This is a genomic window from Flavobacterium hydrocarbonoxydans, assembly GCF_009789235.1.
Classification (GTDB): domain Bacteria; phylum Bacteroidota; class Bacteroidia; order Flavobacteriales; family Flavobacteriaceae; genus Flavobacterium; species Flavobacterium hydrocarbonoxydans.
In genome coordinates this window covers 548,656-574,132 of sequence record NZ_WSTB01000001.1, presented here as the reverse complement: position 1 = coordinate 574,132, position 25,477 = coordinate 548,656, and the positions used below count along the sequence as shown (strand labels likewise).

The window sequence follows — 25,477 nt, the reverse complement described above, 5'->3', positions numbered from 1 at the left end:
AGTAAAACCGGGAATTTTATTTATAAATGTAATACGAATAAATAAACCCAGTCGATTGTGACTTTTTTAGATTTTTCAATCGATTGAACCCTGATTTTTTTGTTTTATGATCGGATTTATCCGAATGTAATCTGAGAAGATTGGATTATTTTTTTTCTATTAACCAATTACTAATTAATTATGAAACATTATTACAGATTGCTTTTTTTGTTATTGTTTCCCTTACTCGCGTTAGCTCAACCAGCTCACGGTAAAAAAGTAGTGGGGTACTATGCGCAATGGTCGATCTATGCCCGGGACTTTAACGTTCCGAAAATAGACGGGAGTAAATTGACGCATTTGAATTATTCTTTTTATGGGACAACGTTTGATCCTGCCCATCCGGAGAATACAAAGTTATTATGTTTAGATTCGTATGCTGATTTTGAGCATATGGAAGGTGGAATTCCGTGGGATGCTCCTGTAAAAGGAAACTTTTATGATTTGAAAAAGTTAAAGGAAAAATATCCACATTTGAAAATCTTAATTTCTGTTGGAGGATGGACTAAAGGTCAGGATCTTTCTCCAATTGCCGCAAGTCCTGTGGCAAGAGCCGCATTGGCTGCAGATATGGCAAACTTCATTACAACTTATCCTTTTATTGACGGATTTGACATTGACTGGGAATATCCTCTTTCTGGAGGTACAGACGGTACCGAAGTAATCAACGGATCACCAATTCCTCCGCAAAAGTACAGCCCGGACGACAACAAAAACTTAGTGTATTTATTGAAAGCAATGCGTCAGGCAATGCCGAATAAATTAGTTACCATTGCTGCCGGAAACAATGTTCGCAAAGTCGGTTCGCAATATTTAGGACCAAACAACCGATCGCAATACGGAATGACAGAAGACATTTCGACTTATTGCGATTATATCACCTATTTCGGATACGATTTGGGAGGAAACTGGTATGATAAAACATGCTACAATGCTCCTCTGTATGCAAGTGGAAATACAAATGATCCATTATACGGAGCTACACAATCAGAATCACTTGATGAACTGACGAATCAGTTTTTAAACGTTGTTGGTTTTCCTGCCAATAAATTAATCATGGGATTGCCTTTCTACGGAAAAAAATTCGATAATGTTGCTAATAACGGAACCAATCCAAATTTACCAGGATTATTTGTTGCTGCTCCAAGATATATAGTTTCAGGCTGCACCAATCCACAAAATCCAACAGGAACCTGGGATGGACCGGCTGCTTGCGAAAAATCTGGAAGTATCGAAATCTGCGATTTAGTAGGCGGTCCTGTTACGAATCCGCATCATTATTTAGATCCAACTACTATGTTAGTAACTCCTACGGCAGCTGCTGCAGGATGGGTTCGTTATTTTGATAATACAACTAAAGTTCCTTATTTATACAATGCAACCCTAAAACAGTTTATCTCTTACGAGGATAAACAATCAATGGACTTGAAAGTACAATACATTAAATCTAGAAACCTTGCTGGTGGAATGATTTGGGAGTTGTCTCAGGATACCAGAGGTGCTGTACCGAATGCTTTGATTAATCAGGTAGATACTTCTTTTGGGAGTGCTGTTCCTGGAAGCGTAAGCATTGCTGGTTCAGTAAAAAACGGAACAGTTTTAGTTCCGCATGTTACAGTAGAATTAAGAGACGCCAGCAATACTGTTTTGACTACTATAGTTTCAACTGCGGGTAATTTTACTTTTAATAATTTGCCTTCTGGACAAAATTATTCACTTACCGCTTTAAAAGCAACTTATACTTTTACTCCGGTAAATTTGACTAACGTAACGGTAAATCAAACTGGAGTTACGATTCAGGGAACTCAGCCAACATATACCGTAAGCGGAACAATTCTTGACGGAACAACGCCAGTTTCAGGTGTTACCGTTACAGCGACTGCAGGAACAACAGTTCTAACGGCGGTTTCAAACGCAAGCGGAGTGTATAGTGTTGCAGGTTTAACAGCTGGACTTAATTTTACGGTTACGGCTGCAAAATCAGGGTTCTCTTATGCACCGATTTCAACGGTTTACAATGCCATAAGTTCGAACAAAACGTTAAACTTTACGCAAAGTCCTCCAATTGTTTATTATACCGTTAGCGGATCAGTTTTAAACAATACTACTCCGGTTTCAGGCGTTACGGTAACAGCTTCTTCAACAGGAGGAACGTTTACTGCGACATCAAATGCTGCTGGTGCTTATTCGGTTAGTTTACCATCAGGTGGAACTTATACGGTTACAGCAGCACTAACAGGTCAGACTTATACACCGGCTTCTACGGTTTATACAAATTTGACAGCCAATAAAACATTAAACTTTACTCAGGACGTAATTGTTATTGGTACCAATAAAATTAGCGGAACCGTTAAAAACGGAACTACCCCGGTTTCCGGTGCAAAAGTCGAATTGATTTTACCTTGGACAGATAGTACGCATGGGTACAAAAGCGTATTGGCAATAACAAATGCTCAGGGAAAATATAGTTTTGATAATGCAATTTTAGATGGCTATACGACTATTTCAAGTTTAAAATTGAATACATGGGAAAATGGCGAAGTAACATATTTACCATCTAATCTGGCGAACTTCCCTGTTCCTGCAACAGCAACGGTTTATGATTTTAATACAAGTGTAGTAACACCAGTATTTTATACCGTAACCGGAAGTGTTAAAAACGGAGCGACAGCAGTTTCAGGCGCGACAATTTCAGCTGTTTCTGGTGGTACGACACTAACGGCAACTTCTGACGCAAGCGGAAATTACACATTGGCTAATTTAGCTGCGGGACAGAATTATACCGTTACAGCTGCTAAAACAGGTTTGAGTTTTACTCCGGCTTCAACAGTTTATACTGCCATTGCCGAAAATAAAACATTAAACTTTACACAAGTAGTAACACCAGTTTATTACATAATTAGCGGAACTACTAAAAACGGTGCAACTGCAGTAGCAGGAGTTACAGTTTCAGCGGTTTCAGGATCAACTACGCTTACAGCAACATCAGATGCAAGCGGTAATTACAGTATTGCAAATGTGGTAGGAGGTTCAAATTATACGGTAACAGCTGCTAAAACAGGTTTGAGCTTCACACCGGCTTCAACAGTTTACAACGCCATTGCTGCAAATCAGACTTTGAATTTTGTACAGGTAGTTTCTCCGGTATATTACACCGTAAGCGGAACTACTAAAAACGGTAGTGTTGCAGTAGCAGGCGTTACAGTTTCTGCAGTTTCAGGAACTACTACGCTTACAGCCACTTCAGATGCTAGTGGTAATTATACGGTTGCTAATTTAGTTGCAGGGTCAGATTATATTGTAACTGCTGCTAAAACAGGAGTAACTTTCAGTCCGGCTTCTACAGTGTATTCGGCTATTAGTTCTAATAAAACTTTAAACTTTACACAAAATATCGTTAGCGGAAACCTCATTAGCGGAAGCGTAAAAAATGGTTCAACTCCTGTAGCTGGTGCCAAAGTAGAATTAATTTTACCTTGGACAGACAATACACATGGTTATGCCAGCATTATTGCGTTAACAGATGCATCGGGTAATTTTACGTATAACAATTCGGTTTTGGCTGGATATACTACTATTACAAGTTTGAAATTGAATAGTTGGGAAAATGGTGAAATTGCCTATTTTCCAAATAATTTGACAAACTTTGCGGTGCCAACATCTCCACAAGTTTATAATTTTAATACACAAGCGGTGGTTGTGACTAAGCCAGTGGTGGCTATTACAGCGCCAACAGCTTCGGCGATTGCTATAAATTTAGGATCAGCAATTAATTTTGTTGCAAGTGTTGGATTAAGTGCTGCTGATGCCACTATAATCTCATCTGTTGTATTTAGTTTAGACGGACAAAGCCTGAGTGCTACCAATTCTTCGGGAACTTATATCTCTATTTGGACACCAGCAGCAAATCAGTTTTCACTTCCTCATACGTTAACCGTTACGGCTACTGCATCAAACGGAACAACAGATTCAAAAACTTATAGTTTTACATTAAATTGTTCAGGTTCAAACTGCCCAAATTCATTGCCTGTAATTACTTGGAATTCACCATCAAATACTACTGTATATCAGAATTCTTTCCAGGCTGTGCCAATTTCAGTTACAGCTGTTGATACTGACGGATCGGTTTCAGGTGTTACTATTACAATAAATGGAGGTACATTTAATATGACTGCAGGTACAAATGGTACTTATACGTATAATTTTACGCCATCTGCTTATCAGGATTATCCAGTTGTAATCAAAGCAACCGATAATATAGCTGCTGTAACCACATTAAACAATACCATTAAAATTGCTCAGGTGGGCACTAATAGATTCATTCCGCTTCCATCTAGAATTATTTTAGGGTACGCACATTCTTGGGAAAATGCAGGTGCACCATTTTTATATTTTTCTCAAATGATCGGAAGTAAGTTTAACGTAGTTGATTATTCTTTCGTAGAAACCGTTAATCGTGATGGTTATACACCAGTATTAACTACAAATGACAACAGATATCTGACCAATGGTGTTTTCGATAAGCAATTGTTGAAAAACGATATAAAATCTTTAAGAGATAGCGGTGTTCCTGTTATTGTCTCTATCGGAGGTCAAAATGGGCATGTTGTTTTAGAGAATGTAGCTCAAAAAAATATTTTTGTTAATGGTCTAAAAGCAATTATTGACGAGTATCAATTTGATGGAGTCGATATAGATTTTGAAGGCGGATCGATGAATTTTAGCGCAGGAGGTTTAAGAGATATTTCTTATACAGGAATTTCTGCTTATCCAAGATTAAAAAACGTAGTAGATGCTTTCAAAGAATTAAAAGCGCACTATGGCCCTGGATTTTTATTAACTGCAGCTCCGGAAACACAATACGTACAAGGAGGATATTCTACCTATACGGATACTTTTGGTTCCTTCCTGCCAATCATTCAAAACTTGCGTAACGAATTAGATTTGTTAGCGGTACAATTGTATAATACAGGAGGAGAAAACGGATTAGATGGTCAATATTATGGTTCTGCTAAGAAAGCAAACATGGTAACAGCCCTGACCGATATGATTATAAAAGGGTATAACATTGGCACAACAGGAATGCGTTTTGATGGTTTACCGCCTTCAAAAGTTCTTATTGCATTACCAGCTTGTCCAAGTGCAGCAGGTAGCGGTTATTTAACGCCGGCAGAAGGAATTAGTGCGATGCATTATTTAAGAACCGGAACCACTTTTTCAGGAAGAACATACACGATGCAGCCAGGCGGACCCTATCCTTCTTTAAGAGGTTTAATGACCTGGTCTGTAAACTGGGACGCATCTTCTTGTGGTAATTCATCCGAATTATCTAATGCCTATGCAGCTTATTTTGCATCACAGGCGGCTGGTAAAACATTATCTCTTGATAAAATTGAGATTAAGAGCAGTACCGTAGCTTACTTTAAAAACAATGCCTTATCTGTTACAAATGACACTGAAAACATTGCTCAGGTTGACGTTTATAACACCGTTGGTCAGTCTTTAGTAAGTTATAGAAATATCCAAAACAATAAAGAAGTGCTACTGCAAAACCAAAGTTTCTCAACAAAACAATTGTTTATAGTAGTCGTTACGGATAGTCTTGGAAACAAAAAGTCATTCAAAGTAATTAACTTTTTAAACTAGAATAAAACAATGAAACAGAAATAAAAAAATTAGGACGGTTAAAATTGAGTTTGGTTATTTATTTTTTAATCTGATTTTTATATTTCGATAAATGTTCCAAATCAGGGTGATTTGTTATTTGGTTTTCACCTTGAGGAGGAGCATTATGAACCTGGCAATTATGTTGTCAGGTTTTTTTTGTTTTAAAATGAAAAGTAATTTAGTTAGTTTTCAGGAGCTGTTTCCTGCTATCCGCTTGTATCTTTTCCTCGCTAAAGAAGCGAGAAAAAGGATACCGCTGCTATCAGGGCTAGGGCATCAGTTTTCATCAGAAAGCATCTTTTTTAAAACAAATAATAATAAAAAAGAAAACAAAAATCTGCTAAATCTGCGAGCAAAAAAAAAGTACTTTTGATGCCAATAAGTAAAAGGTTTTATGCAGAAATTCATCAGTTTTATTATAACAGTATTCATTTTCACTTCTAGCTTCAGTCAAACCAAATACGGAAAGCCTGAAGTACATCCAATTCAAATCCAAAATACTTTTGAGACTTGGTCAGCCTATCAAAAGAAAAACATCATGCTTTCAAGAGATTTTGTAGCATTAGATGCTTCTTCAAAAGAAATCTCAAAAGAAGCCTTCTTAAACGAATTAATAAACGGAAATCACATTCCAATTCGCTTACAATCAACCGATTCTGTTTTCTATTATAAATTATTCAAAATTCAGCCCAAATCGGATACCAGCATAAAAGCCACCATCGGCCAAACCGCTTTTGATGAACTCAAAAATCATAAAACAGAAGGAAAACCTTTTCCAAAATTCTCCTTCACAGATTTAAACGGAAATATAGTTTCAAACGAAACCATGAAAGGAAAAATCATTGTTATAAAATGCTGGTACATTCACTGCGCTGCCTGCATCAAAGAATTTCCGGCCGTAAATGCGTTAGTAGAAAAATACAAAACTCAAAAAGACATCCTTTTCATAAGCCTGGCCGAAGATTCTCCAGAACAATTAAATACTTTTTTAGCCAGAAAACCATTGTCGTATTCCGTAATTCCAGACATGAAAAGCTATATGAATGAAACCCTGGAACTAAATGCTTTCCCAACGCATTTTATTCTAAACAAAGAAGGTGTAATTACCAAAGTAGTCAACAGTTACGAGAGTTTGGAAGTAGCTTTGGAGATAGAGAGTAAATTGTAAATTGTTAGAAGTAAGATGTGAAATGTAAGATGTTAGAAGTTTCTAGTTTAATCATATCTCCCAACTCCCATCTTACATTTCACATTTCACAACTCACTTCTTATTCAGCTTCATTATTTCTTTATCAAAATCAGATAAATATTCTCTGTCCTGAATAATTCTAAATTTATCAAATTCCATTTCAGCCTTAATTTTTGCTTCTAAATGCGAAATTTTTCCTTTCTCATTCAGTATTGGATAATTGGAAAGTTGTAGAAAATTATTTAGAAAGACAGTCCAGTCTTCCATTTTCATAATAATTTGTCTTTTAGCATAGTTTTCAGCCAAATCTAAATACGCAGAAACAATTCTGTTCAGTTCCTGAAGATGAGCTGTATTCAAATAATTTTTTGCTACACTAACATCACTTTTCTGAATTTTTCCGTCAGGAGCATCTTTCCATGTAGAAAGTCCCATATAGATTTTAGTAGCGTCTGCTTCTGAGTAAATAATTTCGGCTGCAGTTTTTCCGGTTATAGCCCAATGTAGTTTGTTTTGTACCGTTGCAAAAAAGGATTTTGTTTCAGCACTCTCTTTGTCGTAATTTGCTGAAAGAGAATAAATATCAGTTATTTTTTGATAAAATCTTCTTTCAGAAGAACGAATTTCGCGAATGCGTTCCAGTAATTCTTCAAAATAATCTCTACCAAATGCTTTTCCGTTTTTCAGCATTTCATCATTCAAAACAAAGCCTTTAATAATGAATTCTTTTAGCGTTTTTGTTGCCCAAATTCTAAATTGAGTAGCTTGCTTCGAGTTTACTCTGTAACCTACTGCAATAATAGCGTCAAGATTGTAAAAATCAATTTCTCGATTAACTTCTCTTTTTCCTTCAATTTGAACTATCCGGATTTTCCGGTTAGTTGAATTTTTTTCTAATTCAAATGAATTAAATATATTTTGAAGATGTTCATTTATTGTTCTTGTATCTACATCAAATAATAAAGCCATCGCTTTTTGTGATAGCCAAAAATTTTCATCTAAAAATGTAACTTCTACTTCTATATTATTTTCAGAAGTTTGATATAATAAAATAGGTGCCTGCATAATTTTGAATAAAAAGTGAAGGTAATCAAATTTGTAATTTTAAACCATATAAGTTGTATAAGAGATTTTAAGTCAAACTTTTTAGTTTTAAAACTTATATGGTTTGAAAAACTTTTTCAGAAATAGAGGTCTAGTTTAAATGCCCTTATATAACTTATATGGTGAAAAAAAACTTTTATAAAACATAAAAAACTTAGATTACGAAAGTTTAGAAGTGGCTTTGGAGAAAGAAAGTAAATTGTAAAATGTTAGAAGTAAGATGTGAAATGTTAAAAGTAATGTTAGAAGCTTTTAGTTTAATCAATATCTCCCAACTTCCAACTCCCAACTTCCAACTCCCATCTTACATCTTACTTTTTTACGTCTTACACTAAAAAAAACTTAGCACCTAAGCACCTTTGCAACTTAGAACCTTTTTTCATACTTTTGCACAAAATTAATTAAAAAGACATTCATGTTAACAGTCAATAATTTATCAGTTCAATTTGGCAAACGAATTTTGTTTGACGAAGTAAATACTACTTTCACTCACGGAAATATTTACGGCGTTATTGGAGCCAATGGTGCTGGAAAATCTACTTTTCTTAAAATCATTTCGGGCGATATCGACCCAACTTCCGGACACATTCATTTAGAACCGGGAAAACGTATGTCGGTTTTAAACCAAAATCACAACATGTTCGATGAACATACCGTTTTGGAAACCGTTTTGATGGGGAATAAAGTATTGTACGCTGTTAAAAAAGAAATGGATGAACTTTACTTAGACTACAACGACAAAAACGCGGATAGAATAGGGGAGTTACAGGTTCAGTTCGAAGAAATGAACGGATGGAATGCTGATTCTGATGCCGCTTCGATGTTGTCTAACTTAGGAATCAACGAAGAGCATCATTATACCTTAATGGGCGATTTGGAGGGAAAAATTAAAGTTCGTGTGCTTTTGGCGCAGGCACTTTTTGGAAACCCGGATTTGCTTATCATGGATGAGCCTACCAACGACCTGGATTTCGAAACCATCGCATGGTTAGAAAACTTCCTGGCAAATTATGAAAACACAGTAATTGTAGTATCGCACGACCGTCACTTTTTAGATTCGGTTTGTACACATATTTCGGATATCGATTTTGGAAAAATAAATCATTACTCAGGAAACTATACGTTCTGGTACGAGTCTAGCCAATTAGCGGCAAAACAACGTGCGCAGCAAAACAAAAAAGCCGAAGAAAAGAAACAGGAATTAGAAGAATTTATTCGTCGTTTTTCTGCGAACGTTGCAAAATCGAAACAGGCAACTTCCCGTAAAAAAATGATCTCTAAATTGAATATTTCAGATATCAAACCTTCAAGCCGACGTTATCCTGCTATCATTTTTGATCAGGATCGTGAAGCAGGTGATCAGATTTTGAATGTTGAAAATTTATCAGCTTCTATTGATGGAGAACTTTTGTTTAAAGACGTACATCTGAATATGGCAAAAGGCGATAAAATCGTGCTTTTCTCTAAAGATTCACGTGCTACAACCGCTTTCTACGAAATTCTAAACGGAAATCAAAAAGCAGATGCAGGAACTTTCGATTGGGGAATTACGACCAATCAGGCCTATTTGCCGGCTGAGAATCATTCTTTCTTCGAAAATGATTTGACTTTGGTAGATTGGTTACGCCAATACGCAAAAACGGAAGAAGAGCGTGATGAGGTATTTATTAGAGGTTTCTTAGGGAAAATGATTTTCTCTGGAGAAGAAGCTTTAAAAACAAGCAGAGTTTTATCAGGAGGAGAAAAAGTACGTTGTATGTTGTCTCGCATGATGATGGAACGCGCCAATATCCTGATGCTGGACGAACCTACGAATCACTTAGATCTGGAATCGATTACGGCTTTTAACAACTCGCTAAAAAACTTTAAAGGTTCAGTGATTTTCACCACACATGACCACGAATTTGCACAAACTGTTGGTAACAGAGTAGTAGAGCTTACACCAAACGGAGCAATCGATCGTTATATGACATTTGACGAATACCTGGATGACGAAAAAATTCAGGAACAAAGAAAGAAAATGTATAATTTGTAATTGACATAAAAAGTAAAACCCGTTATGCGAATAACGGGTTTTTTTATGCTTATTTCCTTCCGAAAAGTTTGGCGAAAACAAAAATAATAATGGCTAATACCAGGATAAAAAGAAAGATCCCGAAGCCCATTCCGGCTTTAAAAATGTCTCCTATAACTTCGCAGCTTGTGAATGAAAATAGTATTACAAATACCATTAGCAAACGTGTAATTTTATTTTGCATGATTCTGATGTTTTAATTATTTGAAAAAGAATAAATCCTTTTGTTATAATGTAAAATTACAGCTGTCAGCAAAAAAAAGTTTTATATAATTTAGTTGAAAAGTTCTATGATTTGTGGATTACTCCCCAATAGTTCCTGTTTTTACATCACCCGCCCGTTTGTAGCTTACAGCAATTACGCCACTGGGAGTAGTGGTACTTTCAGTTAAAGTAAATCCTGCTGGAGTTGAGCTATTATCAAACATTTTTTTGCCTTTGCCCAGAATTATGGGATAAATCAGGAGTCCAAGTTCATCAACTAAATCATGCTCAAGCAGCAGTTGAACCAGTGTCGCGCTTCCCCAGACTTTTAAATCGCCTCCTTCTGAATTTTTGAGTTTTTTAATAGCATCTACAGTCGAAAGAAATTCTGAGTTCTCCCAATCGGAATATTTTCTGGAAGTCGATAAAACGTATTTAGTAACTTCATTAATTCCCGGCCATCCTTCAGCATGTTTGGGCCAATAATCTTCAAAAATATCAAATGTTTTTCTGCCCAAAAGGATATCGGCAGGTTCCATTTGTTTCTGCATGACCTTGCCGTATTCTTCATCTCCAAAAGGCGCCACCCAGCCTCCATATTCAAAACCTCCCGAAGTATCTTCTTCAGGAGCACCAGGCGCCTGCATTACGCCATCGATTGTAATCATGGTTATAACGATTATTTTTCTCATGATGTTTGGTGTTTTTTGTTGTATCAAATATAAGAAAAATGCTAAAAATATGCGAAACCAAATAAAGAGCCTAGAGCTCTTTATTTGGTATTCATTCTGCAAACTAAAATTATTTTTGAGACAAACTTGCCAATAATTCCTCTAAGCTTTGTAATGTCATTGTAAATCCTTCTTTGAAGCCCATTTCGATCATTTGTTCCATTCGCTCCAGAGATTCGTTGTAAATCGTAATTACTACTTTGGTATTTTCGTTTAGGTCAGTAAAGTTTAAGTCCCATTCAGAACCCGGTAATTGTGGGTTTTCATCTTTGTCTGCAAAAGAATTATAAAGTTTAAAATTTGTTTTCGGACTAATAGAAGTATATTTCTGAAGCGCCCAATGTTCCTGTCCTTCCGGACTCACCATCGCATAAAAGCGTTTTCCACCTTCTTCAAAGTTCATTACTTTGGTTACTGATTTCCATGGTTTTGGTGCCCACCATTGGTCCAGAATTTCCTGTTTGGTATAAGCGTCCCAAACCAAAGAAAGTTCGGCTGCAAATTCTTTTACGATAGTTACGGTTTTGCTTGGTTTGTCAACTGTAAAATCAAATACTAAATTTTCCATCTTTTTTATTTTTTAATTGTTGCTAATAATTCATCCAGTTGATTGAATCTGGTTTGCCAGATCTCTCTGTATTGGCTCAGCCATTGGTCAATCTCTTTCATTTTTTCGATTTCAAGCGAGTAATAAATTTCCCGGCCTTGTTGTTCCTGTTTCACTAATTCGCATTCGCTCAAAATGCGAAGATGTTTCGAAATGGCTTGTCTTGTAGTATTAAAATTTTCTGCAATGGCGTTGGGTGTCATCGCTTGTAAAGCAATCAAAGATATAATAGCCCGCCTGGTTGGGTCGGCTATTGCCTGAAAAATGTCTCTTCTCATTTTGTTTTAACTATTAAATACGAAACTAATTGGTTGCAAATATATGTGCAACTTTTCGGTTTCGCAAATTTTTAAGAGGTTATTTTTTAATGAGTTAGAAAAAAAGCGTGAGATTGTTGGTTTTTTTAGGTGAGTTCAAAGCAAGAGCCATTGGCTCGATAAAATATTGTAGGGCTTTCCCGAAGCTTCGGGATTAAACCAGTTTAGATATGTAAGATAAAAAAGAGCCGTAGGTTCGGCAGATATTTGCGTTTGATATGGTTTGTTCCTATGAAATTCTTGTGTGTGGTGTTTCATTTTACAACGGATTAAAATCCGTTGCTACAATATGGTTCATTCCTATGGAATTTAATATCTGAATTGTAGGGTTATGAAAATATTATGTTTAATCGTTTTGCATATAAGTTCAAAGCAAGAGCCTTAGGCTCGATAAAATATTGTAGAGCTGGATTTTAATCCAGTTTAGATATGCAAGATGAAAAAGAGTCGGAGGTTCGGCACATATTTAGGTTTAATATGTTTCGTTCCTACGGAACTCTTGTGCGTGGCGTTTCATTTCTACAACGGATTAAAATCCGTTGCTACAATATGATTCATTCCTACGGAATTTTAATGTTGCTAATGTTGACATTTTAGCAGCACTAAATTAATTATAGCTTGTCAAATATTATGAATAATCTCAACTTCCTTTAAAGAAATCATTGAGCAAGTTTATGTAGTAATTCGCTGTCTTCAGAAAGAATTTTTTTGAAGTTTGTAGTCAAGGTGGTTGAACTTGTAGTTTTTTCAGCTTGAACTTTTTTTAGGAGGTCTAAAATATCAACAAGAAATTTTTCTGGAACTTGATCCAATACTTTACCAATTTCTTTTTTAATTTCTATAGCTGTCATATTTCAAAGATACTATTTTTCTTAATCGTATGATTTTTTTTTGAATTGCTTGTAGCAAAAATAATAATTGAGCGCAGCTTTTTATTTTCAAATTTAGATCTAAATTTCAAAAAATAATATTTCCCCACACAACACCCCAACAAATAAATTCTGATTTCGTATATTTGCACAACCAAACATCACACTTAAATTATGAGCCCAAAAGTATTACTTAATTCAAAAGAAGTTACTATCATACTCCATCGTTTGGCTTGTCAGTTAATTGAAAAACATCTTGATTTCTCAGACACCATTTTGGTCGGGATTCAGCCAAGAGGCGTTTTCCTTGCTGAACGTTTAAAACAAATATTAGAAAACGAATACCAAACGCCCGAAATTTCGTTGGGATATCTGGACATTACTTTTTTTAGAGATGATTTTCGCCGTACTGATAAACCGCTTGAAGCCAATAAAACACAAATAAATTTTATAGTCGAAAACAAAAAAGTCATTTTTATCGATGACGTTTTGTTTACCGGACGCAGCATTCGCTCTGCCTTAACCGCGATTCAGTCTTTCGGGAGACCGTCAGAAATCGAATTGTTAGTGTTAATCGACAGACGTTTTAGTAGAAATCTGCCAATTCAGCCCGATTATCGCGGCCGTCAGGTAGATGCCATAAATAATGAAAAAGTAAAAGTAAGCTGGAAAGAAAACGAGGGTGAAGATGTTGTCTATTTGATAACGAGCTAATTCACCTTTCATTTTAATACCACTATTCAAAAAAATATAATCGAAACAAAAATGAAAGAATTAAGCGTAAATCACTTATTAGGAATTAAATACATCAACGAGAATGATATTAACCTAATTTTTGAAACGGCAGATCATTTTAAAGAAGTCATTAACAGACCCATTAAAAAAGTTCCTTCATTACGAGATATTACCATTGCCAACATTTTTTTCGAAAACAGTACGAGAACAAAACTTTCTTTTGAGTTGGCTCAAAAACGATTATCAGCCGATGTTATTAGTTTTTCGGCAGCACAATCTTCCGTTAAAAAAGGCGAAACCCTGATAGATACCGTAAACAATATCCTTTCGATGAAAGTAGATATGGTAGTAATGCGCCACTCCAATCCCGGAGCGGCTTATTTTTTATCCAAAAATGTCAAAGCCAGTATAGTAAACGCTGGAGACGGAGCACACGAACATCCAACTCAGGCTTTGTTAGACAGTTATTCTATCAGAGAAAAACTGGGTGACGTAGCCGGAAAAAAAGTAGTGATTGTAGGTGATATTCTGCACTCAAGAGTAGCACTTTCTAATATTTATGCTTTGCAAATGCAAGGTGCCGAAGTAAAAGTTTGCGGACCAAAAACCTTGATTCCGAGATATATTGAATCGCTTGGTGTTACGGTCGAGCCGAATTTACGTAAAGCTTTAGAATGGTGCGACGTGGCGAACATGCTTCGTGTACAAAACGAACGTATGGATGTGAATTTCTTCCCTTCAACACGTGAATACGCACAACAATATGGTGTTGATAAACCGCTTTTGGATTCTCTTGGAAAAGAAATTGTCATCATGCACCCGGGACCAATCAACAGAGGAGTAGAGATCACTTCTGAAGTAGCAGATTCGAATCATTCGGTAATTCTGAATCAGGTGGAGAATGGTGTAGCAATCAGAATGGCGGTTATTTATCTTTTGGCGTCTAAGATTCAGTAATAGTTAGTTTTTATAGTTTCAAGTTTCAGGTTTCATGTTGTGGAACGCACAGCTTATCAAACCTGAAACAAAAACTAAAGAAAACTTCGTACCTTAGCGCTCAAAACGATTATTTGTATAAGCCCAGATTTAATAAAAATGAAAGTAGATCAAAAAGGACATACCGTTACGATAAAAGACACCCAGGGAGATTTTAATGCTTTTTTGGAGAAAGTGACGCAGCAGTTTAAAACCTTTGAAAAACAAAATATTATCATCGATTTGACTGCAGATACTGAATTGTCTGAAAAAGAATTGAAGTTGTTTTTACCACTTTCGAAACAACAAAAAAAAGCAAAAAAGTCTTTTGTAATTGTGGTTGCTGACCTTGATTTTAATGCTGTTTCTGATAAATTAGTTGTAGTTCCTTCACTTCTGGAAGCACACGATATTATCGAAATGGAAGAAATCGAAAGAGACCTGGGATTCTAATTTTAGATTTCTGATTTTAGAGTTTAGATTTTTATTTCTGAATTCTGAAGTAATTTTTGTTAATCTAAAATCTGCGATCTAAAATCTAAAATCAAAAAATGAAGCTCACCATACTTGGCTGTTATGCCGCAACTCCCAGAACGATTACCAATCCGACTTCGCAGGTTCTTGAAATCAAAAACAGATTGTTTTTAATTGATTGTGGAGAGGGAACTCAGGTGCAATTGCGCAAGAACAAGGTTAAGTTTTCGAAAATCAATCATATTTTTATTTCGCATCTGCATGGCGATCATTTCTACGGACTGATTGGTGTTATTTCGACTTTTGCACTTTTGGGCAGAACAACCGATTTGCATATTTACGGGCCAAAAGGCGTAAAAGAAATTATTACCTTACAGCTTAAACTCTCGAATTCCTGGACGACTTATAATTTGTTTTTTCATGAATTAGAGTCCAACGAAAGCGAAGTGATTTTTGAGGATAATAGGGTAGTAGTCAAAACGATTCCGCTCAAACACCGTATTTATACCAATGGTTTTTTATTCGAAGAAAAGCCTGCAGAACGAAAACTAAATGTGGAAGCGGTCGAAAATTATAATATTCATATTGCTTACTATCAAAAAATAAAAAACGGAGGCGACATCACACTCGATGACGGAACCGTGATTGAAAACGAAAAATTGTCATTCGATCCAATTCCGCCACAGCGTTATGCTTTTTGTTCGGATACGGTGTATAATGAAGCTATAATTCCGATTATAAAAGAAGTGGATGTTTTGTATCACGAAGCTACTTTCTTAGAATCTGAAGCAGCATTAGCCCAAAAAACTTTGCATTCAACAGCAAAGGAAGCAGCAACAATTGCCCTAAAAGCAAATGTAAAACAATTGGTTTTAGGACATTATTCGACCCGTTACGGCGACATCAATGTTTTCAAACAAGAAGCCGAAACCATTTTTCCGAATGTTTTATCGGGAGATGATGGAACTTGTTTTGAGTTTTAAAATGTAAAAAAGTGATATGTAAAAAGTGAAAAGTCATTCGGTTTAAATATATCACATTTCACATCTCACGTTTAACAAAGTACATATTATGAGCGATTTAAGTAATTATAGAAAATCATACGAAAAAAGCGAATTGCTGGAAACTTCGATTCCGGAAGATCCAATTAATCTTTTTAACAGATGGTTTCACGAAATGGAAGCATTTGACGGAAGTGGCGAAGTAAATGCAATGACGGTTTCTACCATTGGTTTGGATGGTTTTCCGAAAGCCAGAGTGGTTTTACTAAAGAAATTTTCTGAAGAAGGATTCATTTTCTACACCAATTACGATTCCGAAAAAGGAAAAGCAATAGCGCAAAACCCGCATGTTTGCCTGTCTTTTTTCTGGCAGGAAATGGAACGTCAGGTGATTATAAAAGGAATTGCCCAGAAGACGTCTGAAAATATATCAGATAATTATTTTGATTCCCGTCCCGATGGAAGTAAATTGGGTGCGATTGTTTCGAATCAAAGCGAAATTATACCGTCAAGAACATTTCTGGAGGATAATTTAAAGCAATTAGAAAATAACTTTGAAGGAAAACCGATTCCGCGTCCTGAAAATTGGGGAGGTTATTTGGTGACACCGCTGCAAGTTGAATTTTGGCAGGGAAGACCTAACAGACTGCATGACAGGATTCGATATACAAGTAAGTCAGATTTTTCATGGATAATTGATAGATTGTCTCCATAAGTAAGATTTTTACCTTATATAATGTTTTTATAGTGCATTTCATCGATTTTTTTTGGTAGTTAAACGTTTTATTGCTTATTTTTATTGTAAGAAATAAACGATTTATCAAAAATATAGTTAAGGAATTTGCCCCACATCTACTTTAAACTTAAACTACTCAGGTTATGAAAAAGATATTTCGTGCTACTTGGTTCATTATAATGCTAATGGTAATGAATTCCTGCTCTAATGATTCGAATGAATCCGAAGATAGTACTAGTAGTACGCCCGAAGTATTAGTTACAGATTACGTCTATAACCAGTCTGAGCTAGCGTTAATACAATTGGTAAATGATTATCGTCTTAGTATTGGATTAAATGCTTTGCAGGAAGTAAATCACATTTCGTACCAGTCAAGTTTGCATAATGAGTACATGATTGCGAATAATGTGATGAATCATAATGGTTTTGATAAGCGAGCTCAAAACATTATGAAATTTCTGAATGCAAAAAGTGTGGCCGAAAATGTTGCGTATGAGTACATTACTTCGGAGTCTGCCTTTAATGCTTGGTTGGTTAGTTCCGGACATAAAGCAAACATCGAAGGTGATTACACACATTTTGGAATCGCAGTAAAAGCAGATGCAAAAGGTAAAAAATATTATACCGCTATTTTTGCTAAAATCTAAAGCTAAGAATTGGTTTGGTTTGTTTTGGTATAGTCGTTGCAATTTTTTTTGCAACGACTTTTTTTTATAATGCTTTGATAATAAATTCGATACGGTTGTTAAGCTGATGTTCTTCTTCAGAACATTTAATACCATCAGTACAATTATTAATTAATTGAGTTTCAGCGTAACCTTTGGCTGTTAAATTGTTGGTGTTTGCCCCTTTTTTTATTAGCCATGATAAAATTGCATCTGCTCGTTTGTCGGATAATGCCTGATTGAATTTATGTATTTGTTTGTTATCGGTATGCGAACGAATATCGAGTTTCATCGTCGGATTTTGTTCTAAAATGTCTAATATTTTTTCTAAATCAATTGCAGCGGTTTGAGTTATGTTAAATTCATTCAAATCAAAAGGAATTATCTTTTTAATAAAACATTTCCCTAAATCATCGCCTATTTTTACACTAAAATTTGTTTTTTCTAATGCAATGGGCAAATTGCTTTTTCCAGCCTGAAAAGAAATTAAAATGTTTGTTTCTTTAGTATTGTATGCTGTTGTTTCGGTTCTTATAAAATAGGTTTTTCCACATTCAACACTAAAAGAGTAGTTTCCGTCAATATCGGTTGTCACTGTTTTTTGGACTACTAAATTTTGGTCATATAAAATAACTTTTGCTCCGGTCAATTTTAACCCTGATTGAAAATCTGTTATTTGTCCGGATAATTCCTGATTGCAGCTTAGTTTGGCAATTTCTAAAAAAGAATAAATGTCATCAGATCCTTTTCCGCCGTTTTTATTAGAACTAAAATAACCTCTTTTGGTAACGGGGTCAAATATGCAGGCAAAATCATCCAGAGGAGAGTTTATGTCAGCTCCAAGATTTTGAATGTTACCGATACTTCCATCCAGATTTAAATTTGCAGAAAACAGATCAAAACCACCTAATCCAGGATGACTGTTTGAGGCAAAATAAATGATGTTGTCATCGGTTATATAAGGAAAGCTTTCTCTTCCTGCGGTATTAATTTCCTTACCTAAATTAATAGGTTTTCCGTAGGTGCCATCACTATTTATACTCACTTTAAAAAGATCCGATTGTCCTAACGTTCCAGGCATATCAGAGGCAAAAAATAATGTTTTTCCGTCTGGACTAAGCGCAGGATGTGCCGTGCTGTAATTATCACTGTTAAAGGGAAGTTCTGTTACTTTTGTTGCTTTGCCGTTTTCGATAGTGGCCGAATATATTTTTACCAAAGTAACATTTTTGGTATTTTCACCTTTTTTGCCTTCTAAATAGTTGTTTCGAGTAAAATAAATTGTTTTACCATCTTTGGATACTACTGGCGAAGATTCATTAAATTTAGAATTGATGTTATTATCCAATTTGGTTATTTCCGTATTGGGTCTGCCATCAGAATCTAATGCTGCCGTATATATATCCGTAAAATATTTTCCGGTTAAATTTTGCTTTTGTTGTTTTACACCACCAGTATCTCTTGCAGATGCGAAATATATTGTATTTCCATACTTAAAACTGCCATATTCAGAATATGGGGTATTGATAGCTAAATTTTCAATCTTATAGCGTCCGATGTCTTTTTTAATTTGGGCGATATAATTTTTATTTTCTTTAAAGATTTTACTTCGGGTGTCTTTTTTATCTTTAGCATAAAATTTTTCAAGCATTTGGTTGCCTTTTTCGGTTTCGCCTATTGCCTTTAATGATTGCCCAAAACGATACAAATAGGCTGTTTCCATATTTTTATTCATAGCATACAATTCGCCATACCATTTTGCTGCACTTTCAAATTTGGAATTAAAATAATCCGAATCCCCAAGTTTGGTCAAGATTTCTTCAGATTTATAGCCTTTGTTGGCGATTCTTTTATAAGACTCTATAATGTCAAGAGTTGTATTTTTTTCGTGCTTTTCATTAGCAGAATTAATTTTTGACGGCTGTGCATAAAGCTTAATTAGAATTAGACTTGCAAAAATTAAATAGAATGCTAAAATTTTTTTCATAATTACTTTTTAAGAAGAAACGAATTGATATCGATTCTGTTTTGCGTTAATAATAAGATACTTGCAGCAGTATTTTTTGCGGCAATTTTTGGTAAATGGTTAATGGGTTTGATTTTAAGACAATAAAAGTTTCCTAATCTTTATTCGGTTTATGAATAAAGATTAGGAAACATTATAAAGTCTCTTTTTAGTGTGGTATTATAAAGCAGTGATAATAAATTCACTACGTCTGTTGGCAAGATGCTCTTCTTCAGAACATTTAACGCCATCTGCGCATCGGTTTACTAATTGTGTTTCGCCATAGCCTTTTCCGGTTAAGCGATCAGCATTGATGCCGTTTTGAACGAGCCAGCTTATGATAGATTTAGCTCTTCTGTCTGATAATGCTTCATTGTATTTGTTCGTTGCACGGCTATCAGTGTGCGAGCGAATATCAAGTTTCATTGTTGGATATTCATGCATTTCAAACAAAATTTTCTCTAAATCTACAATCGCAGCTTTAGTAATATCTGATTTGTCCAGATCAAAATAAATTAATTTGATATTGAAACATTTTCCTAAATCATCTCCAACCAATACTTTGCATCTCTCTTTTTTCAACGTAATAGGCAAATCAGTTTTTCCGTTTATATATAAAATAGAAGCTGTAAGTTCTTTGGTTACATAATCGGTTCTTTCTGCGGTTATTTTATAGGTTTCACCGCAATTAACTTTCAGGTTATATGCCCCTAAAGCATCGGATATTGCAGTGCTTTTTAGTACCATTTTACTATCGTATAAAGAGATCTTAGTATTCGGTAAGATAAGACCGGTTTTGGCATCTGTTACAATGCCGCTTAGTTCTTGCAGGCATATTAATTTTCGTGTTTCTAAAAAAGCATAAATATCATCAGAACCCTGACCTCCGTCTTTGTTCGAGCTATAATAACCTCTTCTGGAAACCGGATCGATTGTGTAAGCAAAATCATCATTGGGAGAATTAATGTCGTTTCCTATGTTTTGTATGTTATTAACTTTTCCATTGGTACCTAAACTACCCACAAAAACATCAAAACCTCCTAAGCCAGGATGCCCGGTAGAAGCAAAGTATATTTCATTTTCGTTCGTTACATAAGGAAAACTTTCTCTTCCTTCAGTATTTATTTCAGGGCCAAGATTTACCGGAGAACCATATTCGCCATTGGAATCAATACTCACTTTAAAAATATCTGATTTTCCCAGAGTTCCAGGCATATCAGAAGCAAAATAAAGCGTTTTTTCATCCGGACTAAGTGCTGGATGTGCTGTGCTGTAGGTGTCACTCGTAAAGGGTAAAGCTGTTGTGTTTGTCCACTTTCCGTTTTCTAAGGTGGCTTTGTAAATTTTTATTAAAGTAATTTTTTCAGCGTTTTTTCCTTTTTTCCCCTTTAGATAATTGTTTCGGGTAAAGTAAACTGTTTGACCGTCTTTTGTAAAAACGGGTGATGATTCATTGAATTTGGTATTAATACTTTTATCAAATTTATGTACTGTTGAAGGTTTTTTGCTTATACTGTCAAGATCAGCTACATATAAATTGGTAAAATGCTGTTCGGTCCATTTATGTTTACGCTGGACTAAATTGCCTGTATCTCTTGCAGAAGCAAAGTAAATTTTGTTTTGGTAAGCAAAGGTTCCATAATCGGAATATTTACTGTTGATACCAGCATCTTCAATGGTATAACGGCCTGAATTGGCTTTAATCTGATTTAAATAATTTTCATCTTCAATAAATAATTTTCCTCTTGTGTCTTTTTTATCCAGTGCATAAAATTCCTCAAGAACCTGATTGGCTCTTTCGGTCTGGTTTATGGATTTAAGCGATTGTGCGTAACGATAATAATATTCAGGTTCCAGATTTTTAGTGGTTGCATATAGCTTTGCATACCATTTTGCAGCACCTTTAAAATCTGAATTATTATAATAAGAGTTTCCTAGTTTTTTTAGCACATCCGGAGAAGCGTACCCTTTGTTAGCTACTTTTTCGTATTGTTTTATAGCATCAATATAAGCGAAATCGTCATACTTTTGATCCGCGGTGTTTATTGTTTTTTCTTGTGCAAGGCTACTTAACGAAAAAAAACTGATTAGTGCAAGAGTAAAGAATATCCATTTTTTCATAACACTTAAATTTTAGAAGAAACGAGGAGTAGTAATTCTGCTATTATTTTTAAAGAGTTCAAAACGCAGGAAAATTTCGTGTGAGCCAGAACTATACCTTCTTAGATTAGTTGTTTCATTATCATAACCGTAACCAATATATAAACCATCCGTAATCTGAAATCCTGCTGTAGCACTTACAGCTGCACTCCATCTGTAAGCAACGCCAACATTAAATTTCTCGAAAAATAAAAAATTACCTGAAAGATCTACCTGCAAAGGGGCTCCTTCTACTAATTTGGTCAAAAAAGCGGGTTTGAATTGTAAATCTGGAGAAAGGTCAAAAACATATCCCCCTATAAAATAATAATTTATTTTATCCGTATAAATAGCCACCTGATCATCTGCCTCGCTATAGCGGTCGCTTTCAATAAAATTAGGTACCGATAATCCTAAATACAATTTATCAGAATGCCAGTAAATCCCGGCACCTATATTAGGTCTGAATTTATTATCGAAATTTTGAAATTGTGGATCATCCTGATGTTCAATATCAAGTCTGGTTGGATCTAAATTAAAGATATTAGCTGTTCCTTTAATTCCAAAAGACAATTTATAGGTTTCTGATGTAGGAATACTATACGATATATCAACAGAAAAATCATTTTCGTTTGTAGGCCCAATTTTATCATTAACTAAAGAAAAACCAAGCCCTAAATTACTGTTGTTAATAGGAGTATGAATCGAAACAGTATTGGTTTCAGGAGCTCCGTCTAAACCTATCCATTGCGAACGATGCAAAGCAAAAATACTCATAACTCCCCGTGAACCGGCATAAGCTGGGTTGATATTAATAGTATTGTACATGTACTGGGTAAACTGTGCGTCTTGTTGTGCAAAAATAGAAACGCTGGTAATCATCATGACAAATAAAAATAATTTTGTTTTCATAAATAGATAGTATTTTATTTATTTATTCCAGTCGGTTATGTCAGATTTTGGGGATTTGAAAGACATAAAATATCATTTCTATTCAAAAATAAGGATTTTTTTACTAATTGTAGCTATTTTATTCCATAAATATTATGCTATCAAAGGGTTGTAGTTTAGGCAAATTGAGTAAAGCGGTATTGTTCTTAGGAATAGGGAAAGAAGAAAAAGAAAAGATTTTTTTGGTGTTAATAATAATTAATGATTTGAGCCATGTGATTGTTAAGGAACATAATTTTTGAAATAAGAAATAGTTTTAGACGTTTCAGTAATATCAGAATATGGAGGGATAATTATAAATTGAAATAAAAAAAACGGGACTATTAAAATATCTTTTGTAAATTAGAACTTGAATTAATGCTGCCCCCATTTTTTTTCATTTCAAAAAAAAATATTTTCTATGAAAAATTTAATCTTAATACGACATGCAAAATCAAGTTGGGAAGCGCCTCTTAAAGATTTTGACAGACCTTTGATGAAAAGAGGAATTCTTGACGCACATGATGTGTCTGTAACCATTTCAAAGTATCTCCCTAAAACGTATATTATTTGGAGCAGTACAGCTGCCAGAGCTTCAGAAACGGCTCTTATTTTTGCACAAAACATTTCTTATCCTATTGAAAGTATTATTTACAAAGATGATTTATACACTTTTGATGACAGACAATTAGAAAAGGTTATCAAATCATGTGATAATAGTTTTGAAAGCGTTATTCTTTTCGGACATAACGAGGCTATTACAAATTTTGTTAATAAATTTGGGGATGTTTTTATTGAAAACGTCCCAACATCAGGATTTGTCTCATTACAATTTGATGCAAAAAGCTGGGATGATATCAGTAAGGGCAAGACCAATAAAGTTATTTTCCCCAAAGATTTAAAATAAATTACATACCACTGTGCACGAACAAAAATATATTGATAGAGAAAAAAGTTGGTTAGCCTTTAATGCCCGAGTACTTCAGGAAGCGGCAGATAACACCGTTCCTCTTTTAGACAGATTGCGTTTTGTTGGAATTTTTTCGAATAATTTAGATGAATTTTTCAGAGTTCGATATGCGGCTATTCGCAGATTAAGCCTTTCCGGGATTTCCGGTGAGAAATATTTAGGCGGAGTTTCAGCCCATCAGTTGATTAAAGATATTACAGAAATTGTGATTCAGCAGCAATCGGAAAGTTTGCGTATTCTAAGTAATATAGAATCGGAGCTGGAAGCTGAAAATATTTTTATTGTCAAAGAAGATCAGATAAACGAAAAACAAGAGAAGTTCTTAAAAGATTTTTTTATTCAGAGACTGAGTCCGGAACTGGTAACCATTATTTTGAATGATCTGGCTGAATTTCCTATACTAAAAGATACGCTGGGTTATTTGGCAGTTCGATTGGAGATGAATACCAATGACGAAATCAGATATGCTGTAATCGAAATTCCAAAGACAATCAACCGTTTTGTTGTTTTACCTTCTACAGATGACAAACATTATGTGATTCTTTTAGATGATGTAATACGTCATAATTTAGAAAATATTTTCAATATTTTTGATTACAAAAGTGTATCGGCGCACATGATAAAAATCACCCGCGATGCACAGTTGGATATCGATAGCGATTTGAGCAAAAGTATGCTCGAAAAAATTGCCAGTTCGGTAAAAGACAGACGTATAGGTGAACCGGTGCGTTTTATTTATGACAGCCAAATCGAAGAAGATACATTACGTTTCTTTTTAGATAAAATGAAAATCGTAGAAACAGACAGTATCATTCCGGGAGGAAGGTATCACAACCGTCGTGATTATATGAACTTTCCTAATTTAGGAAGGTTTGATTTATTATACAAAATGAATGATCCGTTACCAATTCCTGGATTGAGTTTGGGAGGAAGTATATTAGAAAAAATCAGTAAAAAGGATTATTTATTACATGCACCTTATCAGTCTTTCTCGTATTTAACCAAGTTTTTGCGTGAAGCAGCTCTTGATCCAAAGGTTACGAGTATAAAGATTACCTTATACCGATTGGCTAAGAATTCGCAAATCATCAGTTCACTGATTAATGCGGCCAAAAACGGAAAAAAAGTTACGGTACAAATCGAGCTTCAGGCGCGTTTTGATGAAGCTTCGAATATTTCGTATGCCGAGCAAATGCAAACCGAAGGAATCCAATTGATTTTTGGAATAAAAGGACTGAAAGTACACAGTAAAATATGTGTAATCGAGAGAGTAGAGGATGGTAAAACCAAACGATACGGATTTATTTCGACTGGAAATTTCAACGAAGCAACGGCAAAAATTTATACAGATGTTACGCTTTTTACCTGTCATCAGCAGATACTAAAAGACATCTCAAAAATATTCGAATTTTTTGATATTAATTACAGAGTACACCGTTACAAACATTTGATCGTTTCGCCGCATTATACCCGATCTAAGTTTATCAAATTGGTTGACCGTGAAATTTTGCACGCCCTTGCAGGCAGAAAAACACATATCAAATTAAAAATGAATAGTTTATCAGATTTTAAAATGATTGATAAACTATACGAAGCGAGTAATGCAGGAGTAAAAATCCAGTTGCAGGTACGTGGAATTTGCTGTTTGATACCGGGAATTCCAGGGATGAGCGAAAATATAGAAGCCATCAGTATTGTCGATAATTATCTCGAACATACCAGAGTGTATATTTTTGGCAATGCAGGACTCAATGAGGTTTATATTTCTTCGGCAGATTTTATGACCCGAAATTTAGACGGAAGGGTAGAAGTTACCTGTCCGATTTATGATCTTTCGATTAAAAAAGAATTAATTGACAACTTTAATATTGCCTGGAAAGGAAACGTAAAAGTGCGTTACCATTCGTATAAATTAGATAATAAATACAAACCCCGAAATCATCATGCTCCTTTTAGAGCTCAACTCGAAACCTACAAATACTATCAAAATAAACTTGAAATTATCGAGGAAGTAGTTCAAAAATAAAAGAAAAAATACCATATAAA

General features: G+C 34.9%; 20 protein-coding genes. 12 read left to right on the top strand and 8 right to left on the bottom strand.

Going from position 1 to position 25,477, the window contains the following annotated elements:
• Positions 1-180 precede the first annotated feature (180 nt).
• The 3 genes from GON26_RS02445 to GON26_RS02435 all read left to right on the top strand — a co-directional run bounded on the left by GON26_RS02445 (position 181) and on the right by GON26_RS02435 (position 6,874).
• Positions 181-5,685 (top strand): glycosyl hydrolase family 18 protein, encoded by a 5,505-nt coding sequence (locus GON26_RS02445; protein WP_160373121.1) that lies wholly within the window; start codon positions 181-183, stop codon positions 5,683-5,685.
• Positions 5,686-5,872: 187 nt separating this feature from the next.
• Positions 5,873-6,079 (top strand): hypothetical protein, encoded by a 207-nt coding sequence (locus GON26_RS02440; protein ID WP_160373120.1) that lies wholly within the window; start codon positions 5,873-5,875, stop codon positions 6,077-6,079.
• Positions 6,080-6,100: 21 nt separating this feature from the next.
• Positions 6,101-6,874, top strand: coding sequence for a TlpA family protein disulfide reductase (locus GON26_RS02435; RefSeq protein ID WP_160373119.1), 774 nt, complete (start codon positions 6,101-6,103; stop codon positions 6,872-6,874).
• A 93-nt stretch (positions 6,875-6,967) separates the two neighbouring features.
• Here the strand turns inward: GON26_RS02435 and GON26_RS02430 are convergent, their stop codons facing one another.
• Complete coding sequence (locus GON26_RS02430; RefSeq protein WP_160373118.1) at positions 6,968-7,960, bottom strand: virulence RhuM family protein; 993 nt, start codon at positions 7,958-7,960, stop codon at positions 6,968-6,970.
• 454 nt (positions 7,961-8,414) lie between these two features.
• Between GON26_RS02430 and GON26_RS02425 the strand changes: the two genes are divergently transcribed.
• A complete protein-coding gene (locus GON26_RS02425; protein ID WP_160373117.1) occupies positions 8,415-10,034 on the top strand; it encodes an ABC-F family ATP-binding cassette domain-containing protein in 1,620 nt (539 codons plus the stop codon).
• A gap of 341 nt (positions 10,035-10,375) precedes the next feature.
• Here the strand turns inward: GON26_RS02425 and GON26_RS02420 are convergent, their stop codons facing one another.
• From GON26_RS02420 to GON26_RS02405, 4 genes are all read right to left on the bottom strand, one after another.
• Entirely contained in the window at positions 10,376-10,969 is a 594-nt protein-coding gene (locus GON26_RS02420) for a dihydrofolate reductase family protein (protein ID WP_160373116.1), read from the bottom strand.
• Between the two features lie 109 nt (positions 10,970-11,078).
• Positions 11,079-11,576, bottom strand: a complete 498-nt coding sequence (locus tag GON26_RS02415; RefSeq protein WP_160373115.1) for an SRPBCC family protein — start codon at positions 11,574-11,576, stop codon at positions 11,079-11,081.
• A 5-nt stretch (positions 11,577-11,581) separates the two neighbouring features.
• The gene (locus GON26_RS02410; RefSeq protein WP_160373114.1) at positions 11,582-11,893 is read right to left on the bottom strand and encodes an ArsR/SmtB family transcription factor; all 312 of its coding nucleotides are present in this window, start codon (positions 11,891-11,893) and stop codon (positions 11,582-11,584) included.
• 698 nt (positions 11,894-12,591) lie between these two features.
• Positions 12,592-12,783: a hypothetical protein gene (locus GON26_RS02405; protein WP_160373113.1), complete on the bottom strand. Its 192-nt coding sequence runs from the start codon at positions 12,781-12,783 to the stop codon at positions 12,592-12,594.
• A gap of 192 nt (positions 12,784-12,975) precedes the next feature.
• On the opposite strand from GON26_RS02405, the gene pyrR reads away from it, so the two are divergent.
• The 6 genes from pyrR to GON26_RS02375 all read left to right on the top strand — a co-directional run bounded on the left by pyrR (position 12,976) and on the right by GON26_RS02375 (position 17,369).
• Positions 12,976-13,515: a bifunctional pyr operon transcriptional regulator/uracil phosphoribosyltransferase PyrR gene (pyrR, locus tag GON26_RS02400; RefSeq protein WP_160373112.1), complete on the top strand. Its 540-nt coding sequence runs from the start codon at positions 12,976-12,978 to the stop codon at positions 13,513-13,515.
• A gap of 51 nt (positions 13,516-13,566) precedes the next feature.
• Positions 13,567-14,493: an aspartate carbamoyltransferase catalytic subunit gene (locus GON26_RS02395; protein WP_160373111.1), complete on the top strand. Its 927-nt coding sequence runs from the start codon at positions 13,567-13,569 to the stop codon at positions 14,491-14,493.
• A 138-nt stretch (positions 14,494-14,631) separates the two neighbouring features.
• Entirely contained in the window at positions 14,632-14,964 is a 333-nt protein-coding gene (locus tag GON26_RS02390) for a ribonuclease Z (RefSeq protein WP_160373110.1), read from the top strand.
• Between the two features lie 98 nt (positions 14,965-15,062).
• Complete coding sequence (locus GON26_RS02385) at positions 15,063-15,968, top strand: ribonuclease Z (RefSeq protein ID WP_160373109.1); 906 nt, start codon at positions 15,063-15,065, stop codon at positions 15,966-15,968.
• 88 nt (positions 15,969-16,056) lie between these two features.
• Positions 16,057-16,701: a pyridoxamine 5'-phosphate oxidase gene (gene pdxH / locus GON26_RS02380; protein ID WP_160373108.1), complete on the top strand. Its 645-nt coding sequence runs from the start codon at positions 16,057-16,059 to the stop codon at positions 16,699-16,701.
• Between the two features lie 164 nt (positions 16,702-16,865).
• Positions 16,866-17,369, top strand: coding sequence for a CAP domain-containing protein (locus tag GON26_RS02375; protein ID WP_202110821.1), 504 nt, complete (start codon positions 16,866-16,868; stop codon positions 17,367-17,369).
• A gap of 64 nt (positions 17,370-17,433) precedes the next feature.
• Here the strand turns inward: GON26_RS02375 and GON26_RS02370 are convergent, their stop codons facing one another.
• The 3 genes from GON26_RS02370 to GON26_RS02360 form a co-directional block, all read right to left on the bottom strand.
• A complete protein-coding gene (locus GON26_RS02370) occupies positions 17,434-19,374 on the bottom strand; it encodes an OmpA family protein (RefSeq protein WP_160373107.1) in 1,941 nt (646 codons plus the stop codon).
• 198 nt (positions 19,375-19,572) lie between these two features.
• Positions 19,573-21,513 (bottom strand): OmpA family protein, encoded by a 1,941-nt coding sequence (locus GON26_RS02365; RefSeq protein ID WP_160373106.1) that lies wholly within the window; start codon positions 21,511-21,513, stop codon positions 19,573-19,575.
• A 12-nt stretch (positions 21,514-21,525) separates the two neighbouring features.
• Positions 21,526-22,443, bottom strand: a complete 918-nt coding sequence (locus GON26_RS02360; RefSeq protein WP_160373105.1) for a PorP/SprF family type IX secretion system membrane protein — start codon at positions 22,441-22,443, stop codon at positions 21,526-21,528.
• 439 nt (positions 22,444-22,882) lie between these two features.
• Here GON26_RS02360 and GON26_RS02355 point away from each other — a divergent pair, with 439 nt between their 5' ends.
• Together GON26_RS02355 and ppk1 are read left to right on the top strand one after the other, a co-directional pair.
• The gene (locus GON26_RS02355) at positions 22,883-23,368 is read left to right on the top strand and encodes a SixA phosphatase family protein (protein ID WP_160373104.1); all 486 of its coding nucleotides are present in this window, start codon (positions 22,883-22,885) and stop codon (positions 23,366-23,368) included.
• A 13-nt stretch (positions 23,369-23,381) separates the two neighbouring features.
• Positions 23,382-25,457 carry a polyphosphate kinase 1 gene (gene ppk1 / locus GON26_RS02350; protein ID WP_160373103.1) on the top strand — a complete coding sequence of 692 codons (2,076 nt, stop codon included), beginning with the start codon at positions 23,382-23,384 and terminating at the stop codon, positions 25,455-25,457.
• The last annotated feature ends 20 nt before the right edge of the window (positions 25,458-25,477 follow it).

What these genes read in the sequence shown, in the direction of transcription:
- GON26_RS02445 (WP_160373121.1), top strand. Translation starts at nt 181, where the DNA reads ATGAAACATTATTACAGATTGCTTTTTTTGTTATTGTTTCCCTTACTC.
- GON26_RS02440 (WP_160373120.1), top strand. Translation starts at nt 5,873, where the DNA reads ATGAAAAGTAATTTAGTTAGTTTTCAGGAGCTGTTTCCTGCTATCCGC.
- GON26_RS02435 (WP_160373119.1), top strand. Translation starts at nt 6,101, where the DNA reads ATGCAGAAATTCATCAGTTTTATTATAACAGTATTCATTTTCACTTCT.
- GON26_RS02430 (WP_160373118.1), bottom strand. Translation starts at nt 7,960, where the DNA reads ATGCAGGCACCTATTTTATTATATCAAACTTCTGAAAATAATATAGAA.
- GON26_RS02425 (WP_160373117.1), top strand. Translation starts at nt 8,415, where the DNA reads ATGTTAACAGTCAATAATTTATCAGTTCAATTTGGCAAACGAATTTTG.
- GON26_RS02420 (WP_160373116.1), bottom strand. Translation starts at nt 10,969, where the DNA reads ATGAGAAAAATAATCGTTATAACCATGATTACAATCGATGGCGTAATG.
- GON26_RS02415 (WP_160373115.1), bottom strand. Translation starts at nt 11,576, where the DNA reads ATGGAAAATTTAGTATTTGATTTTACAGTTGACAAACCAAGCAAAACC.
- GON26_RS02410 (WP_160373114.1), bottom strand. Translation starts at nt 11,893, where the DNA reads ATGAGAAGAGACATTTTTCAGGCAATAGCCGACCCAACCAGGCGGGCT.
- GON26_RS02405 (WP_160373113.1), bottom strand. Translation starts at nt 12,783, where the DNA reads ATGACAGCTATAGAAATTAAAAAAGAAATTGGTAAAGTATTGGATCAA.
- pyrR (WP_160373112.1), top strand. Translation starts at nt 12,976, where the DNA reads ATGAGCCCAAAAGTATTACTTAATTCAAAAGAAGTTACTATCATACTC.
- GON26_RS02395 (WP_160373111.1), top strand. Translation starts at nt 13,567, where the DNA reads ATGAAAGAATTAAGCGTAAATCACTTATTAGGAATTAAATACATCAAC.
- GON26_RS02390 (WP_160373110.1), top strand. Translation starts at nt 14,632, where the DNA reads ATGAAAGTAGATCAAAAAGGACATACCGTTACGATAAAAGACACCCAG.
- GON26_RS02385 (WP_160373109.1), top strand. Translation starts at nt 15,063, where the DNA reads ATGAAGCTCACCATACTTGGCTGTTATGCCGCAACTCCCAGAACGATT.
- pdxH (WP_160373108.1), top strand. Translation starts at nt 16,057, where the DNA reads ATGAGCGATTTAAGTAATTATAGAAAATCATACGAAAAAAGCGAATTG.
- GON26_RS02375 (WP_202110821.1), top strand. Translation starts at nt 16,866, where the DNA reads ATGAAAAAGATATTTCGTGCTACTTGGTTCATTATAATGCTAATGGTA.
- GON26_RS02370 (WP_160373107.1), bottom strand. Translation starts at nt 19,374, where the DNA reads ATGAAAAAAATTTTAGCATTCTATTTAATTTTTGCAAGTCTAATTCTA.
- GON26_RS02365 (WP_160373106.1), bottom strand. Translation starts at nt 21,513, where the DNA reads ATGAAAAAATGGATATTCTTTACTCTTGCACTAATCAGTTTTTTTTCG.
- GON26_RS02360 (WP_160373105.1), bottom strand. Translation starts at nt 22,443, where the DNA reads ATGAAAACAAAATTATTTTTATTTGTCATGATGATTACCAGCGTTTCT.
- GON26_RS02355 (WP_160373104.1), top strand. Translation starts at nt 22,883, where the DNA reads ATGAAAAATTTAATCTTAATACGACATGCAAAATCAAGTTGGGAAGCG.